This window comes from Bradyrhizobium sp. SZCCHNS1050, assembly GCF_032484785.1.
In the GTDB taxonomy this organism is placed as follows: domain Bacteria; phylum Pseudomonadota; class Alphaproteobacteria; order Rhizobiales; family Xanthobacteraceae; genus Bradyrhizobium.
Window position 1 is genome coordinate 931,115 of the sequence record NZ_JAUETR010000001.1, and the last position, 14,525, is coordinate 945,639.

12 protein-coding genes are annotated in these 14,525 nt (G+C 65.5%); 7 read left to right on the forward strand and 5 right to left on the reverse strand.

Annotated elements, in window-relative coordinates:
• Window positions 1-74: 74 nt before the first annotated feature.
• From QX094_RS04395 to QX094_RS04410, 4 genes are all read left to right on the forward strand, one after another.
• Window positions 75-713 carry a TetR/AcrR family transcriptional regulator gene (locus tag QX094_RS04395; protein WP_315752415.1) on the forward strand — a complete coding sequence of 213 codons (639 nt, stop codon included), beginning with the start codon at window positions 75-77 and terminating at the stop codon, window positions 711-713.
• A gap of 750 nt (window positions 714-1,463) precedes the next feature.
• Window positions 1,464-2,039 (forward strand): hypothetical protein, encoded by a 576-nt coding sequence (locus QX094_RS04400; RefSeq protein WP_316169819.1) that lies wholly within the window; start codon window positions 1,464-1,466, stop codon window positions 2,037-2,039.
• Between the two features lie 97 nt (window positions 2,040-2,136).
• Window positions 2,137-3,489: an IS1182 family transposase gene (locus tag QX094_RS04405; RefSeq protein WP_316167505.1), complete on the forward strand. Its 1,353-nt coding sequence runs from the start codon at window positions 2,137-2,139 to the stop codon at window positions 3,487-3,489.
• A gap of 523 nt (window positions 3,490-4,012) precedes the next feature.
• The gene (locus tag QX094_RS04410) at window positions 4,013-4,762 is read left to right on the forward strand and encodes a hypothetical protein (protein WP_316169820.1); all 750 of its coding nucleotides are present in this window, start codon (window positions 4,013-4,015) and stop codon (window positions 4,760-4,762) included.
• Window positions 4,763-5,207: 445 nt separating this feature from the next.
• On the opposite strand, the gene nikR is transcribed toward QX094_RS04410, so the two are convergent.
• On the reverse strand, window positions 5,208-5,693 hold the full coding sequence (gene nikR / locus QX094_RS04415) for a nickel-responsive transcriptional regulator NikR (RefSeq protein WP_316169821.1): 486 nt from the start codon (window positions 5,691-5,693) through the stop codon (window positions 5,208-5,210).
• 197 nt (window positions 5,694-5,890) lie between these two features.
• On the opposite strand from nikR, the gene QX094_RS04420 reads away from it, so the two are divergent.
• Window positions 5,891-8,239, forward strand: a complete 2,349-nt coding sequence (locus QX094_RS04420) for a TonB-dependent receptor (RefSeq protein ID WP_316169822.1) — start codon at window positions 5,891-5,893, stop codon at window positions 8,237-8,239.
• Window positions 8,240-8,572: 333 nt separating this feature from the next.
• Window positions 8,573-9,187 carry a class I SAM-dependent methyltransferase gene (locus QX094_RS04425; protein WP_316184026.1) on the forward strand — a complete coding sequence of 205 codons (615 nt, stop codon included), beginning with the start codon at window positions 8,573-8,575 and terminating at the stop codon, window positions 9,185-9,187.
• Between the two features lie 101 nt (window positions 9,188-9,288).
• Here QX094_RS04425 and QX094_RS04430 read toward each other — a convergent pair whose 3' ends face one another.
• Both QX094_RS04430 and QX094_RS04435 read right to left on the reverse strand, forming a co-directional pair.
• On the reverse strand, window positions 9,289-9,555 hold the full coding sequence (locus QX094_RS04430; RefSeq protein ID WP_315713457.1) for a hypothetical protein: 267 nt from the start codon (window positions 9,553-9,555) through the stop codon (window positions 9,289-9,291).
• 278 nt (window positions 9,556-9,833) lie between these two features.
• Window positions 9,834-11,018, reverse strand: coding sequence for an extensin family protein (locus QX094_RS04435; protein ID WP_315825288.1), 1,185 nt, complete (start codon window positions 11,016-11,018; stop codon window positions 9,834-9,836).
• Between the two features lie 463 nt (window positions 11,019-11,481).
• Between QX094_RS04435 and QX094_RS04440 the strand changes: the two genes are divergently transcribed.
• Window positions 11,482-12,252: a DUF2147 domain-containing protein gene (locus tag QX094_RS04440; protein ID WP_315769196.1), complete on the forward strand. Its 771-nt coding sequence runs from the start codon at window positions 11,482-11,484 to the stop codon at window positions 12,250-12,252.
• 78 nt (window positions 12,253-12,330) lie between these two features.
• Here QX094_RS04440 and QX094_RS04445 read toward each other — a convergent pair whose 3' ends face one another.
• Together QX094_RS04445 and QX094_RS04450 are read right to left on the reverse strand one after the other, a co-directional pair.
• The gene (locus tag QX094_RS04445) at window positions 12,331-13,698 is read right to left on the reverse strand and encodes an ATP-binding protein (RefSeq protein WP_316184029.1); all 1,368 of its coding nucleotides are present in this window, start codon (window positions 13,696-13,698) and stop codon (window positions 12,331-12,333) included.
• The gene (locus QX094_RS04450; protein ID WP_315713462.1) at window positions 13,685-14,455 is read right to left on the reverse strand and encodes a response regulator; all 771 of its coding nucleotides are present in this window, start codon (window positions 14,453-14,455) and stop codon (window positions 13,685-13,687) included. Before QX094_RS04450 ends, QX094_RS04445 begins: the two co-directional genes overlap by 14 nt.
• Window positions 14,456-14,525 lie beyond the last annotated feature (70 nt).

Sequence of the window (14,525 nt, forward strand, 5' to 3'; positions counted from 1 at the left end):
GCTACCGCAACATATCCGCGCAGATGCGTTTGTGACGTTGGCACCGGCCAAATCTTCGGGAACAGCCTAAACCAATGATTGAGCCGTACCAAAACACCACCCAGGCGACGACGGACGACGATTCCTCGAAGCGTCGGCAAATCCTCGAGGGCGCCCGCAAGGTGTTCATGGACATGGGCTTCGACGGCGCCAGCATGGGCGAGATCGCGCGCGTCGCCGGCGTCTCCAAGGGCACGCTGTACGTCTACTTCGCCGACAAATTCCGCCTGTTCGAGGCGATCGTCGAAGAGGAGAGCGTGCATCGGGGCGCCTCGAATTTCAGCTTCGACCCGGATCGCGATGCCGCGACCGTGCTCAGCGAGTTCGGCAAGGCCTGGATCGCGGTGGTCTGCCGGCCGGGCGGCGGATCGGCGATCCGTACCGTAATGGCGATCGCCGAGCGGATGCCGGACGTCGGCCGCCGTTACTACGAGTGCGTGCTCAACGGCACGATCAGCCGGCTGGCGGCCTATCTGCAGGCCCGTGTCGACGCCGGCGAGCTCGCCATCGACGACTGCCATCTGGCGGCCTCGCAATTCCAGCAGATGTGCCAGGCCACGCTGTTCCTGCCCTTCATCTTCCAGGCCGAGCCGGCCCCCTCGCCCGACCGCGTTCACAAGGTCATCGCCAGCGCCGTAGGCATGTTCCTCGCCCACTATGGCGTCAAGAACTGAGGACGGGCCGCGGATGGCGGCATCTGCGGCTCTGTTCTCACCAGCATCGGGCATGCGCTTTCCTTCTCGCGACGGATGACGTCCGAGCTTGGCGTCCGGATCACCCTCGAATCGATCGGAGGGTGCAGGGAAGGCCGGGCGCTGGCCGCGCCCGTGGCCCGCCTGCTCAAAAAAATGCAGGCGGCAGGTACCACAGGTTCAGCCGAGATCACCCGGCCCTCCCTGCGCGATGGGCTTACGACTTATACGTAGTCTCCCCGGTGTCCGGGCTTGTAGCCACCGTCATCAGCGCGATGCGCTGGGCATCGTCGCCAACTTGGCGCCAGCATCGGGGCGCCAGGACCATACGACTTCATCGTCCTGCCGGTCGCGTTCGTCCGCTCGCGATTTCAGCGCGCTGCGCGCCGACAGGCCACCGCTCCCCGCCTCCAACGCTCGTGACGACCGCGAAACGTCCCTCTTCGATCGAGGCGGGATGGCGGTAGACAACCATGAAATTCGGAAAAATGGAAGATCAAAATTTTTGCGCGAGGGACTGGACAGGGCAAATCAGTTTGATCGGGCAAACGAAATCGAATTCTGCGCGCAGCCGGCTTTAACCGCGCGCGACCGCAGCAGCAGCGGGCGACGATACCTCGGCGCCGTATCCGCGGAAGGAGCCTAGCGTCCGAGAAGGGTCGCGAGCCGACCTTGCAAGCGGTTGCGGATTGGGGCAATCGAAGCTCGGCAGCCGCGCATCCTGGGCCTACCATGTCAAAGTTCTTCGCTATGGAATCCGTCGGATCTCCCTGGGGTGACTACGGCGATATTCTTTTGAACGGCCTCGTTGAAGCGACCGAGTGCGTCGGGCCGCCGATCGTCCGCATCTTGCGCACTGGCCCATATGTGCCGCCGATGACCCAGCCATTCGGCTTCATCATCGTCACCGACGAATTTCGACGTGACCTTGAACGCAGCCAGTTGACTGGCTTTGACTTCGAGCAGACTCAGTATGGGAAAGTCGTCCGCCTCGATTGGCAGACTTGGAGCACGGACACCAATGAGCCGATGTCGTATCCCGAGACAGGCGAACCAGAGGACTACATTTTGGGATGCCCCCACGACCCCACTCTTCTGGCGCAGATGCCTCGGTTGTGGGCTCTCGCCGTCCGGCCTACGCCCGAATTGCAGGTCCAGGGCACACATTCCTTCCGCGCAGATCGACATCCGGGCACGGACATCGCTCGTGAGCATACGCTCCATTGGGTAAGCGAGCGTATGAAGGTTTGGCTCGAAAGATCGTCGGCGGCGAGATGGATTGCGTTTCGTTCGATAAGGCCGCGATGAACAATGTCCGCTTCGGGACGATTTCGTTGAAAAAGTCAGCAGTTGCGACGCAGAGATATCGGTGATTCAGTCTGTCTAGTGGGCAGGACTGAAGGTCATGATGGGGCATCGGCAAGTCGAACAGGCTGCGTTGTTCTATGAGTTCTCGCTGGAAAGGCACATCCCAGCCGACCACCTCGTGCGGTCGATCGATAGGTTCGTCGACCTTGAGGACTTACGGCGGGAGCTGGCGCCGTTCTACAGCAACATCGGGCGGCCCTCGATCGATCCGGAGCTGATGATCAGGATGCTCTTGATCGGCTATTGCTTCGGCATCCGATCGGAACGGCGCCTCTGCGATGAAGTCCATCTCAATCTGGCATACCGCTGGTTTTGCCGGCTGGGTCTAGATGGAGGCGTCCCCGATCACTCGACGTTCTCGAAGAACAGGCACGGCCGCTTCCGTGAGAGCGATCTCTTCCGTCGCGTGTTCGAGACCGTCTTGCGCCGCTGCATCCGGGAGCGCCTGATCGGCGGCGAAGGGTTCGCAGTCGACGCGAGCCTGATCAAGGCGGATGCCAATCGGCAGAAGGGAATCGAAGGCGATAAGAGGCTTCCGCCGGAGGCTGCGGGTCGAGCGATCGACGAGTATCTTGCCGTTCTTGATGATGCCGCGTTCGGTGCCGCGACGGAGGTCACGCCCAAGTTTGTATCGCCCTCCGACCCGGCGGCGCGCTGGACGGGAGCGCACGGCGGCCAAGCCTTCTTCGCCTACTCGACGAACTATCTGGTCGACGTCGAGAATGCGATCATCGTCGATGTCGAAGCGACCACGGCGATCCGCCAGGCAGAAGTATTGGCCGCCAAGCGCATGATTGAGCGTTCAATCGAAAGGTTCGATCTTTATCCAAGCCGGCTTCTCGGCGACAGCGCCTATGGCTCCGCTGAGATGCTCGGGTGGCTGGTCTACGAGCACGGGATCGAGCCGCACGTGACCGTCTTCGACAAGTCGGCCCGCACCGACGGGACCTTCTCGCGTGAGGCCTTCACCTACGACCATACCAGGGACGTCTATCGCTGCCCCGCTGGCAACCCCCTCACCACTACAGGGACGCTGGTGAACAACGACACGACGGTCCTCTACCGTGCGAGCAAGCGCGATTGTCAAGCATGCTCTCTAAGAAGCAGGTGTTGCCCCAACACCCCGGCTCGAAAAGTGCCGCGCTCGATCTACGAGGGCGCTCGCGACATGGCACGCGAGATCGCAAGCTCATGGGAAGGCCGCACTTCACGCCGGCTCCGCAAGAAGATTGAGATGCTGTTCGCGCATCTCAAGCGCATCCTCAAGCTAGATCGGCTGCGACTAAGAGGGCCGAACGGCGCACGCGACGAGTTCACCCTCGCTGCAGCCGCTCAGAACCTTCGTAAGATGGCCAAGCTGATCCCGATGCCCGCGCTGACGCCCGCGTGAACCACAACGCGCCAATTCGTCCTCGAAACAGATGGCGTTCACGACGAAACTACTGCCGACTTTTTCAACGGAATCGGACAAAATGGGATTCTGGTCGCAACAGCGGCGGAATATCTTCTGTCGTGAATGCACCAGTTGACGCGCTTCAGGATTAAACCTTCCCCGCCGCTGCCAAAGTACCTGCGGCAGCTCGTACCATTGTCATCACCGGCACGAGCAACGGCATTCTACGGCGCGCGACCGCAGTAGCACGGCGTCATCGCGAGCGAAGCGACGCGATCCAGGGGCCGCGCCGAGACTCTCGATTGCCTCAGCCCGATCGGCTGGGGCGGACACGTCGGCGCAAGGACGCCTTGCTCCGCCGCAGCCGCGGGTGATGATGCAACGGCGCCGTATCTGCGGCCGGAGCCTCGAGCCCGAGATGGGCCAAAGGCGGAAGACAAGCCGTGCAACAATCAGCCGACGCTGTCATATCATTCGGTGACGATTGACTTGGGTGAGAGTCTGCAGGAGCTACCGGAACATGCGACGCGACGGGACTCTGTTGAAGCGATATCGGGCGGGTGAGTTCGATCAGGTTTGGCGAGAAATTCGCACCTACCCAAGTATTGAAGGTGAGTTCCGCGAGGAAGTGATGGAGATCGCCGATGCGACCATGCAACGGGTCGTCCAAAACGCCGACCTCGTCGCCTCGCGATTGCAGGCCATTGGCTGGCAGGTCCTATCATCTCAAGATCAAAGTCTTCGGACACCACCGAAATCGAGCGACGAGGCGGTTTTCTCTCGCATTGTCGAGATGTCCGGAGCACCGATTCCACCGACTCTTCTGGCATTCTGGCGTGTCGTTGGTGGAATCAACTTTGTGTGGGACTACAGATCCGAGGATCGTCCGCCGGATCTTGGGTTCGATTTGCCGTCTGAGGAACACGACGCCCTATGCATAGATGCGCCCTCCATCGTTACGGATCTGTTCGATGAATGGATTTATCAGAAGGCAGACACGGAACGAGATCACGAGCATCAGCTGAGTATCGTCTTGGCACCGGACTATCTGCACAAGGCAAACATCAGCGGAGGCAGTCCATATTGCGTCCTGGTGCCATTTCTCGGTGCCGACCCGTTGTTCTCTGACGAGCGACATGGATTGCCGTTCCTCGACTATTTGCGCCTTGCATTCCGTTGGGCAGGCTTTCCCGGTCTCGATCGGCATTCAGCTCGCAGCGATGTGCGGGATTTCATAGCCAGATTCGGAAAAGATCTGCTTCCCTTCTGAGGCTCGACCGGGTCAACGGGCGCGGGCGCGAATGCAGGAGTTGTAGGGCAGGCAAAGCAGCCGCCTGCAGGACGGTCGCGTGCCCGCCATCGCTCCGCGCAGGAGATTGCGGAATGGTGGGCACGGCGCGCGGCGCATCGCGTCTGATCATTGACATCGCGGGCGCGCCTTTGCCCACCCTACCCTGTCGTCATTGCGAGCGTCAGCGAAGCGACACAGGGGCGGCACGAAAGGTCTGGATTGCTTCGTCGCTGCGCTCCTCGCAATGACGATCGGGGCAGCTATCGCGCCACACACCGGCTGTCATCGCCCGGCCTCGACCGGGCGATCCAGTACGCCGAGACGGCGATGATCCCATAGAGAGGCCGCAACGTACTGGATATCCCGCTGCGCGGGTTATGAGGAGGGAGAATTTGGCAGGCGGCGTGCCCTATCGTCTTCCGTGTTACCTCTTCCCGCTCTTCGTGCTGTGGGAATGCGAATGGCTGTGACTATGGCTATGACCATGCGCGTGCCCATGGCCTTGCGCCGGATCGACCGGCATCATCGCGACGTGGCCGTGGCGGACGCCGCGTTCGGCGATGACGTGGTCGGCGAACGCCTTGACCTCGCGACGCTCGCCCTTGAGCACGGTGACCTCGAGGCAGCTCTCCTGGTCGATGTGGACGTGCAGGGTCGCCTGGGCGAGGCCGGAATGGTCGTGCGCCTCCTGCGTCAGGCGCTTCGGCAATTCGCGCGCGGCATGGTCGTAGACGTAGCTGAGAGTCGCGATGCAGTGGCGGCTGTCGGCGGCGCCGGCGTCGGCCGTTTCGAGGCCGCTGCGCAGCAGATCGCGAAACGCCTCCGAGCGGTTGTCGTAGCCGCGCCGGGCCATGAAGGCGTCGACCTCCGCGAGCAGATCGTCGTCGATCGTGATCGTCAGGCGCTGCATGTCCGTCTCCTCGATCTGCGCGGCAAGCGCCTATCCACCAGATGAGTATGATGTTTTCACGTTGACATCATACCGGTGTCACCTTAGCGTTCTTTAACATTCGACAGTGGGGCGATCCAAGCGAGCATGTCGCGGACCAACGAAGGCGCGCGGCAGTTGACGATGCATGCCCTGTGGCGAGCTCTAGGGGCGTGACGATGCGGTGGCGTGGGGCGAGTGTTGGCGTGCTGATGGCGGCATTGGCGCAGCAGGCAAACGCCCATCCGGAACGGGCCCCTGCCGAGTTGCCGACGGTCGACGTCGACGCCCCCCGACGCACGGCCAAGCCCAAGCCGCAGGTCCGGCGCGCGGCGCAGCCGCCGAAGCCGAGCGCGGCCGGTGCGGCTGCGCATGTGATGCCGACCGCCACGACGGCGGCTGCACCGTCCGGCGCGCCCAGTGTCGGCTCCGGCCCGGCGCGGCCGCAAGGCATGGCGAGCGAGGTCGTGATATCCGGCGAGGAGATCAACGCCCGCCCGGCGACGCGCCCCGGCGAGGTGCTGGAAGCGGTGCCCGGCCTGATCGTCACGCAGCACTCCGGCGAAGGCAAAGCCAACCAGTATTTTCTGCGGGGCTACAATCTCGACCACGGCACCGACCTCGCGCTGTTCGTCGACGGCGTGCCGGTCAACATGCGCACCCATGCGCACGGCCAGGGCTATGCCGATCTGAATTGGCTGATGCCGGAAACGATCGGCCGGGTCGACGTCCGCAAGGGCCCCTACTTCGCCGACGAAGGCGACTTCGCCTCGGTGGGAAGTGTCCATATCGGCCTGATCGACAGCGTACCCAAGGCGATCGCGCAGATGACGGCCGGCAGCTTCGGCTATCGCCGTTTCTTCGGCATGGACTCGGTGCATGTCGGTGACGGCCACCTGTTGATTGCCGGTGAAGCCGGCCGCTACGACGGCCCGTGGACCACGCCGGACGACGCCAAGAAGATCAACGGCCTGATGCGCTACTCGCAGGGCACCGCGACCGACGGCTTCACCATCACCGGCATGGCCTATGCGAACCGCTGGACCTCGACCGACCAGGTGCCGGAGCGTGCCATCACCTCGGGCGATCTCGGCCGCTACGACGCGGTCGATCCGACGGACGGCGGCAAGACCAACCGCTTCGCGCTGTCGGGCCGCATCGCCGGCACCGACGAGGCCGGCTCGTGGAAGGCCAACGCCTATTTGGTGAAAAGCCAGCTCGATCTCTACAACAATTTCACCTACGCGCTGAACAACCCAACCTATGGCGACCAGTTTCACCAGCACGACGACCGGCTGATGCTCGGGGCCAACGCCTCGCGCACCTTGAACGGCAGCTTCGCCGGACGGCCGATGGAGACGACGTTCGGCGTCCAGACGCGCTATGACGACATCGCGCTGGCGCTGACGAACACCCGTCAGCGGGTGCTGCTCTCCGACATCGATCCCTTGAGCACCGGCGTCGTTCGTGCCGACAAGGTCGGCGAAGGCAGCGTCGGCCTCTACGTCGAGAACACCGTGCGCTGGACCGACTGGCTGCGCACCACGGTCGGCTATCGCGGCGACTATTATCAGACCCACGTGTATTCGCTGACCAACGGCAACAACACCGGCGATGCCGCAGCCGGCCTCGGCAGCCCGAAATTCCGGATGGTGATCGGGCCGTTCGACAAGACCGAGTTCTTCGTCGGCGCCGGCTATGGCATGCACAGCAACGATGCCCGCGGCGCGACCACGACCGAGGATCCGGCCGATCCGACCAACAAGCTCGCCTCCTCGCCGCTGCTCGTCCGCACCAAGGGCGCCGAGGTCGGCGTGCGCACGCGCATCATTCCGGGGCTCGACTCGTCGCTCAGCTTCTTCCTGCTCAACCAGGATTCCGAGATCCTGTTCTCGGGCGATGCCGGCAACACCGAGGCGAGCCGACCGAGCCGGCGCTATGGCTTCGAGCTGACCAACCATTACCGCCCGGCGTCGTGGATCGACATCGATGCCGATCTGGCGATGACGCATGCGCGCTTCGTCGGCGACAACACCGACCAAGCGGCGGTCTACGCCTCGCTCGCAGGCTACCCCCAGGCCCAGCTCGGCAATGCGCCCGGCAACTACATCCCCAACGCGCCGGCGATGATCGCGTCGGCCGGCATCACGCTCGGCGAGAAGACCGGCTGGTTCGGCGGTCTGCGCTGGCGCTATCTCGGCTCCACGCCGCTGACCGAGGACAACTACTTCCGCTCCACCCCGACCAGCGTGTTCAACGGCCGCATCGGCTTCCGCGACGCCAATGGCTGGCGCATCCAGCTTGACGTGCTGAACCTGCTCAACACCAAGGCCAGCCAGATCTCCTACGGCTACGGCTCGCTGCTGCCGACTGACCAGCTCTACCAGGCGTGCTACGGCTCATCGACCTCCCCGTTGCCGCCCCCGCCGGTGCCGCCGGCCCAGGTCTGCCAGACCGGCGTGATGGACCGCGTGCTGCACCCGATCGAGCCGCTGACGTTTCGGGTGACGGTGGCGGGGACGTTTTGAGGCGGAGCTTGCTAGGTCTCACGCCCTCTCCTCGCGGACGGTGAACTCCCCTCCCCCTTGCGGGGAGGGGTTGGGGGTGGGGGACCACGAGTCCCGCTGTTCGTGATGGAGAGTCGATCTATCAAGAACACTGGAGAATCATCGCGCGCGTCGAACGACCGCAGTCGAACGCGTGAAATCGTTCACGCGTGAAGTGTGCCCCATGGAACGTTCAGCGCGTGGGGACCCCCACCCCCGACCCCTCCCCGCAAGGGGGAGGGGACTCACCGCCGGCTGGGCAAGAGTTCGAGCCGTCGCGTGCTATAATGTGTGCCTCTTCTCGGGACCGAAACCATGTCCGACCGCACCACCCATTGGCAGAACGTCTACACCACCAAGGCCGAGACCGAGGTGAGCTGGTACCAGGACGACCCGGCGACGTCGCTGCGGATGATCCGCGAGGCCGGTGCGACACCGACATCGCGGATCATCGACATCGGTGGCGGCGCCTCGCGGCTGGTCGATGCGCTGCTCGCGGCCGGCTACGGCGCGCTCGCCGTGCTCGACATCTCCGACGCGGCACTGGCGACGGCGCGCCGCAGGCTTGGCGCGGCGGCGGCCGGGGTGACGTGGATCGCCTCCGACGTCACCACCTGGTCGCCGGACGCGCGCTACGATGTCTGGCACGACCGGGCCGCCTTCCATTTCCTCACCGCGCCCGAAGACCGCGCCGCCTATGTCGACCGCCTGCGCGCGGCCGTGGTGACCGGCGGGGCCGTCATCATCGGCACGTTCGCGCCCGATGGTCCGGAGAGGTGCAGCGGACTGCCGGTCGTCCGCTACGACGCCCACGGACTGGCCGCTGCGCTGGGTCCTGCTTTCACGCTGGAGGACAGTTGCACCGAGGTGCATCGCACGCCATGGGACTCGACGCAGCAGTTCCAGTTCTGCCGCTTCCGCGCCGGTTAGAGCATGATCCGGAAAAGTGGAAACCGGTTTTCCGAAAAGATCATGCTCAAACAAGGAGATGAGATCATGATGCGATTCCGTGGAATCGCATCATGATCTAGTCAGCAGCACAGAGGCGGGCCATCCGACACGACGAGAACCTCGGTGTCGGCATCCTCGCTGCGCGCGGCATCCTCCGCTCCACCAGCCGACGTCTCGCTCTCCGGCGGCGTGCGCCAGGGAATCGGCTTCGGCGGCATCCGCTCCAGACGCTGTGCATCGGCGACGGCGCGGCGTGCCGTCTTCAGCGAGCGGCAGACCAGCACGGCCTGCTCGGCGGTGCCGACCTCGAAGCCCGCCCCAATCGCCTTGATGCGATACGATGCCATCTCCGCCTCTCCCAATCCGGCAGCAACCAGAACCCCGCGCGCCTTGTTCCTGGCGACTGTGGCAGGTCTAGTGTCGGCCAAAGGCGGACGGCAAAACTGGTCAACGGACTCCTAATCCGCAGCGCGTGACGTCGGGGTTTCCGTTTCGGGGCGGGACAGAGCGCGGTCAGGCGCGGCTGACGGCGAAAGAAATCCACAGCCGCGCACAGGAATGGCGAATGGCGAGCAGGTGATCGTCCCGATCCCGATTCGCTACTCGCTGTTCCCTATTCGCCCTCTCAATAGTCCCGGAATTCGTCTTCCTCGTTGATCAGCTGGCCGATGCTGCGCGGCTGCTTGCGCGACGGGATCGAGCTGGTCACGTCGGGCTCGCGCTGGCCGTAGCCATAGCGCCGCTGCTGCGCACGTGCCGCCACCGCCTCGCCGGATTGCGCGGCTGGCTGGCAGATCATGCGGCGGCTGGCGCGGCGCATCAGGTCCACATGGATGTGGTCGTAGTGATAGACGTTGGAGCCGGGCGCCAGCACGGTGGTGAACTGCTGGCACGCCCCGCCCTGGATGTCGCGCAGAAAGCCCTGCTCCTCCGGCAGGCCGATCCAGCCGTCCTTGACGCTGATGCGGCGGCCGTCGGCGAGCGTGAAGGCGGCGATGTCGAGCGCGTTGCCGAAGGCATGCTCGGAAATGTGCGCGCTCGGATTGCCGTTCATGCCGCGGCAGGAATAGGCCGAGATCTGCTTGATCTCGACGACCTTGGTGCCGAACCAGCGCTGGGCTGCCGGCTGCACCGACTCCGCGATCCAGCGGTCGAGTGCCGAGACGATCGGACAGGCGAGCGTCGCGGTCGGCTTCACCGCGACCGGGCCGACGGTGCCGACCGGATCGCGCGACGGTCCGAGCCGCGGCGGCGGTTCCTGCTGCGGATAGGCGGTGCGAGCGGCCGGCTGACCGCGATAGGGCGAATAGGCCGCGTCGGCCGGCTGATCGACGTCGTCCTCGCCGACCGGCGGCTCGAGCTGCAGTGGCGCGCCGGGAGGGGCGCCATGGGACGGCGATGCCGAATTCGGATAGGCCGCGCTCGACGCGGGATAGGCCGGCTGCGGCGCGGCCTGCGGCTGATAGGTCGCGGGCGGGGCGTAGCGTTGCGGCGGCTGGTTGATCGGCCAGCGCGGCTGGCCGCCGATCGCGGCCGGTGGACGCAGGCTTTCATCGGCGAAGCCATAGCTCGTGGTCGCTTCGCCGAGCGCCGCCACCTTCAGCGGATAGTCGGCGCCGCACATGCCGGGGCCGGAGATCGGATTGATGCGGACGATATCCGCGCTCTCCTTCACCGCGCCCGATTTCAGGCAGGCGATCTCGGCCTCGGCCCGCCACGGCTCGCGCTCCTGGAAGAATCCACGGCCGCAACCCGCAAGCGAGACAAGGACGATGGAGCCGACGAGATACAAACGAACTCCGCGCGTCATATGCAGAGGTTTGCGGCAATTTGCTTAAGGACCTGTCAATGCCGTCCATTTACGGCGCGCAAACCATCGTGACGTGAAAGGCAGTCCATTTACGGGGAAGCGACAACCGCGCTGTCTTTTTTGCCGATGCCGATCGGATATGTGTGGCGCGCGCTTTGCGGAGCAGGCGTCAAGCGCGAGCGCACGCCAGGTGCGCGAGATGCGAAACGGGAGCGGTCCCATGAGCCTTGCCGATCGGCTGAGCATGGTGGTCACGTATGTCGTGTTTGCATTTGTCGGCGCGATCATCGTCGGGATGATCTGATCGCTGCGATCCGACCTCGATCGATGGACGGGCTGCGGTGGGCCGCGTGCGGCCCCAGCCGCATTGGCTTTTCGGCTGTGACCCTTGTCACAGATCGCGCCGTCACCCGCGTCTAAGAGTTCCCTCCAGGTTCACGACGCCGTCCGAGGGAGCTCATTCATGAAGACCGTGTATCTGGCCGCAGCAGCCGTTCTGATCGCGAGCAGCGCCGCGCAGGCCGGCAGCTCGATCGCGTTCAATTTCGACGGACACAAGATCCGCGTCACCGTGCCGCGCAACTGCCAGTCGCTGTCCTGCCTGCAGGTGTCCGGCATCGACCTCAGCGGGCTGAAATCATCCAAGCTCGACGATGACGATGCGCCGGCGAGCAGCGCGCCTGCGGCCGGCGCTCCGGCCCCCGCTGTCGCGGCGCCCGTGGCGGCTCCGCCGGTCGTCAACGCGCCGGCGCCCGCCGCCACCGCGCCAGCCGCGGCCGCGCCAGCCCCTGCATCGCCCACTGCCGCTGCGCCATCCACGACCGTGCAGATGCCGGTGCCGCCGGCGCCGGTCGCGGCGACCGCGCCTGCTCCACAGCCAGCCCCGGCACCCGCGCCGGTCACGGTTGCCGCGGCGCCTGCCGCAGTTCAGCCGGCGCCGGCAGCCGATCCGAACTCGCCGCTCGGGCTGTGGGCCACCGAGGGCGGCAAGGGCAATGTCGTGATCGAGCCGTGCGGCGCCAACATCTGCGGCTTTGCCGAGAAGACGCGGGAGAAGATCCTGATCAACATGAAGCCGAAGGACAGCAAATGGGTCGGCCGCATCCACGATCCGGACGGCGGCGGCAACTACGACTCCACCGTGGTGCTCAAGAATCCGAACACGCTGCGGGTCCAGGGCTGCGCCTTCGGCGGCCTGTTCTGCGGCGGACAGACCTGGAAGCGCGTGAGCTGATTGCCGTCCCTCGACATCGGCGAACGCAAAGGCCCCGCCGGGATCAGCACCGGCGGGGTTTCCTCCTCGTGGCGTCTGCTACGCCACCTTGGCGGGGATCGCCGCGGGCATCGCGAGGCGCAGCGGCAGCGACAGCCGTACCCGCAGGCCGCGCGGGGCGTTGGGCATCAGCGCGATGCCGCCGTCATGCTTCTTCATGATCTCCTGCGCGATCGACAGCCCGAGGCCGAAGCCGCCGGCGGAGCGCGCCTGGTCGAGCTTGACGAACGGCTCCAGCGCGCGCGCCTGCAGCGCCTGCGGAATGCCCGGGCCGTCATCGGCGACCTCGATCGCGATCATGCCGTCGGCCAGGGTCGACAGGCTGACCACGACCTCGCTGCCGTGCTTGACCGCGTTCTCGACCACGTTGGTGACGGCGCGCGACAGCGCCCGCGCCCGGCCCTCGCAGACCAGCCGCGACGGTCCATCGAAGCTGACGGCGTGGCCGACATCGGCGAAGTCGCAGCAGATCGTCTCGAGCAGGCTCGCCAGCTCGATCCGCGCCGGCTGCTCGGCCTTGGTGTCGTCGCGCAGGTAGTCGAGCGTCTCGTCGAGCATGCGGCTGACCTGGTCGATGTCGCGCAGCATCGCGCTGCGCATCTCCCCCTGCCCGATGCGCTCCGAGCGCAGCCTGAGCCGCGTCAGCGGCGTGCGCAGATCGTGGCTGATGGCCGCCAGCATGCGCGTGCGGTCATCGAGCAGCGCGCGGATGCGCGCCTGCATCTCGTTCAGTGCGTCGGCGACCTGCACGATCTCCTTCGGCCCGCGCCGGCCGAGCGGCTCCTGCGCCCCCGGCGAGCGGCCGAACGCGGCCGCCGCGCGCGCCATGTCCGACAGCGGCCTGATGATCGCGCGCGCCGCGTAGATCGACAGCAGCACGCCGAGGATCAGGATGAGAAACAGGAATACGGCGGTCGGCTTGAGCACCATCGACCAGAATTCGAGGCGCGGCACGTCGTCGAACACCAGCGCACGCTCGCCGTCGACCTGGACGATGATCTGGGTCGGCGGCGCCGCACCATAGCCGACGCCGTGGAGCAAGGTGACGTCACGCAGCACGCTGAGCTGACGGCGGGCCAGCCGCGAGGTCCATGGCACGTCCCTGACCGGCTTGGCGAGCAGCGTCAGCGAGGTCAGCGGCACCAGCTCGACCTGGATGCCGGAGCTGCGCAGGCTCGACAGGCTGCTCTCGACGGCCACGGGGTCGTTCGCGGCGCGGACGAAGTGCACCGCCTCGGCGACGCGCGCGATGCCGTAGGCCGGCGATTCCTGCTCGTCGGGCGGATCGAGAAACAGCAGCGCGGCCGCGATCATCAGCACCATGCCGAACAGCACCGACAGCGACGCCAAGGTCACGATCTGCGTGGTGAGGCCGAGGCGCGGGCACGGCTTGCTATCTGGCGTCATCGATGGTCTCGACTCTTGGCGTGAACACGTAGCCGCCGAGGCGCACGGTCTTGATCAGGGACCAACTGCGCGCGCCCGGCTCGATCTTCTGCCGGATACGGCTGATATGGACGTCGATGCTGCGCTCGACCGGCCCGGCCTGCCCGCCGTGCGCCAGCTCGATCAGTTGCTCGCGCGACAGCACGCGGCCGGCATTGCGGCAGAACGCCAGCAGGATATCGAACTCCGCGCTGGTCAAGGTGATCTTGACGCGGTCGGGATCGAACAGCGTGCGCGTCGCCGGCTCGATGCGCCAGCCGTCGAACGTCATCGGCGCCTGCCGCGCCGCGATCACGGCGGGATGCAATTGCGACCGGCGCAGCAGCGCGCGGATGCGCGCCACCAGCTCGCGCGGATTGAACGGCTTGACGACATAGTCGTCGGCGCCGAGCTCGAGGCCGAGGATGCGGTCGATGTCCTCGCCCTTCGCCGTCACCATGATGATCGGCACGGTCGAGATCTGGCGCAGGCGGCGGCAGATGCTCATGCCGTCGTCGTCCGGCAGCATCACGTCGAGCATGATGAGGTCGACCTGCTCGCGCTGCAGGAGGTCGTTCATCGCGGCCGCGGAGGACACGAAGCGCGGCGCGAAGCCGTGCTCCTGCAACAGCTCGGTGAGCAGCGCCGCAATCTCCCGGTCATCTTCGACGCAGAGAATGCGCGCGGCTGCCGGTATGTTCGCGTCTGCGGACACGGCGGTATCGTGTGACGACATCATGCGCGGAACATGGTCGATTTGAGTCCAAAAGAACAGCCCGAAGCGAGGTCCGATCGTGGCGAAAGTAAGC

What these genes read in the sequence shown, in the direction of transcription:
- QX094_RS04395 (WP_315752415.1), top strand. Translation starts at nt 75, where the DNA reads ATGATTGAGCCGTACCAAAACACCACCCAGGCGACGACGGACGACGAT.
- QX094_RS04400 (WP_316169819.1), top strand. Translation starts at nt 1,464, where the DNA reads ATGTCAAAGTTCTTCGCTATGGAATCCGTCGGATCTCCCTGGGGTGAC.
- QX094_RS04405 (WP_316167505.1), top strand. Translation starts at nt 2,137, where the DNA reads ATGATGGGGCATCGGCAAGTCGAACAGGCTGCGTTGTTCTATGAGTTC.
- QX094_RS04410 (WP_316169820.1), top strand. Translation starts at nt 4,013, where the DNA reads ATGCGACGCGACGGGACTCTGTTGAAGCGATATCGGGCGGGTGAGTTC.
- nikR (WP_316169821.1), bottom strand. Translation starts at nt 5,693, where the DNA reads ATGCAGCGCCTGACGATCACGATCGACGACGATCTGCTCGCGGAGGTC.
- QX094_RS04420 (WP_316169822.1), top strand. Translation starts at nt 5,891, where the DNA reads ATGCGGTGGCGTGGGGCGAGTGTTGGCGTGCTGATGGCGGCATTGGCG.
- QX094_RS04425 (WP_316184026.1), top strand. Translation starts at nt 8,573, where the DNA reads ATGTCCGACCGCACCACCCATTGGCAGAACGTCTACACCACCAAGGCC.
- QX094_RS04430 (WP_315713457.1), bottom strand. Translation starts at nt 9,555, where the DNA reads ATGGCATCGTATCGCATCAAGGCGATTGGGGCGGGCTTCGAGGTCGGC.
- QX094_RS04435 (WP_315825288.1), bottom strand. Translation starts at nt 11,018, where the DNA reads ATGACGCGCGGAGTTCGTTTGTATCTCGTCGGCTCCATCGTCCTTGTC.
- QX094_RS04440 (WP_315769196.1), top strand. Translation starts at nt 11,482, where the DNA reads ATGAAGACCGTGTATCTGGCCGCAGCAGCCGTTCTGATCGCGAGCAGC.
- QX094_RS04445 (WP_316184029.1), bottom strand. Translation starts at nt 13,698, where the DNA reads ATGACGCCAGATAGCAAGCCGTGCCCGCGCCTCGGCCTCACCACGCAG.
- QX094_RS04450 (WP_315713462.1), bottom strand. Translation starts at nt 14,455, where the DNA reads ATGATGTCGTCACACGATACCGCCGTGTCCGCAGACGCGAACATACCG.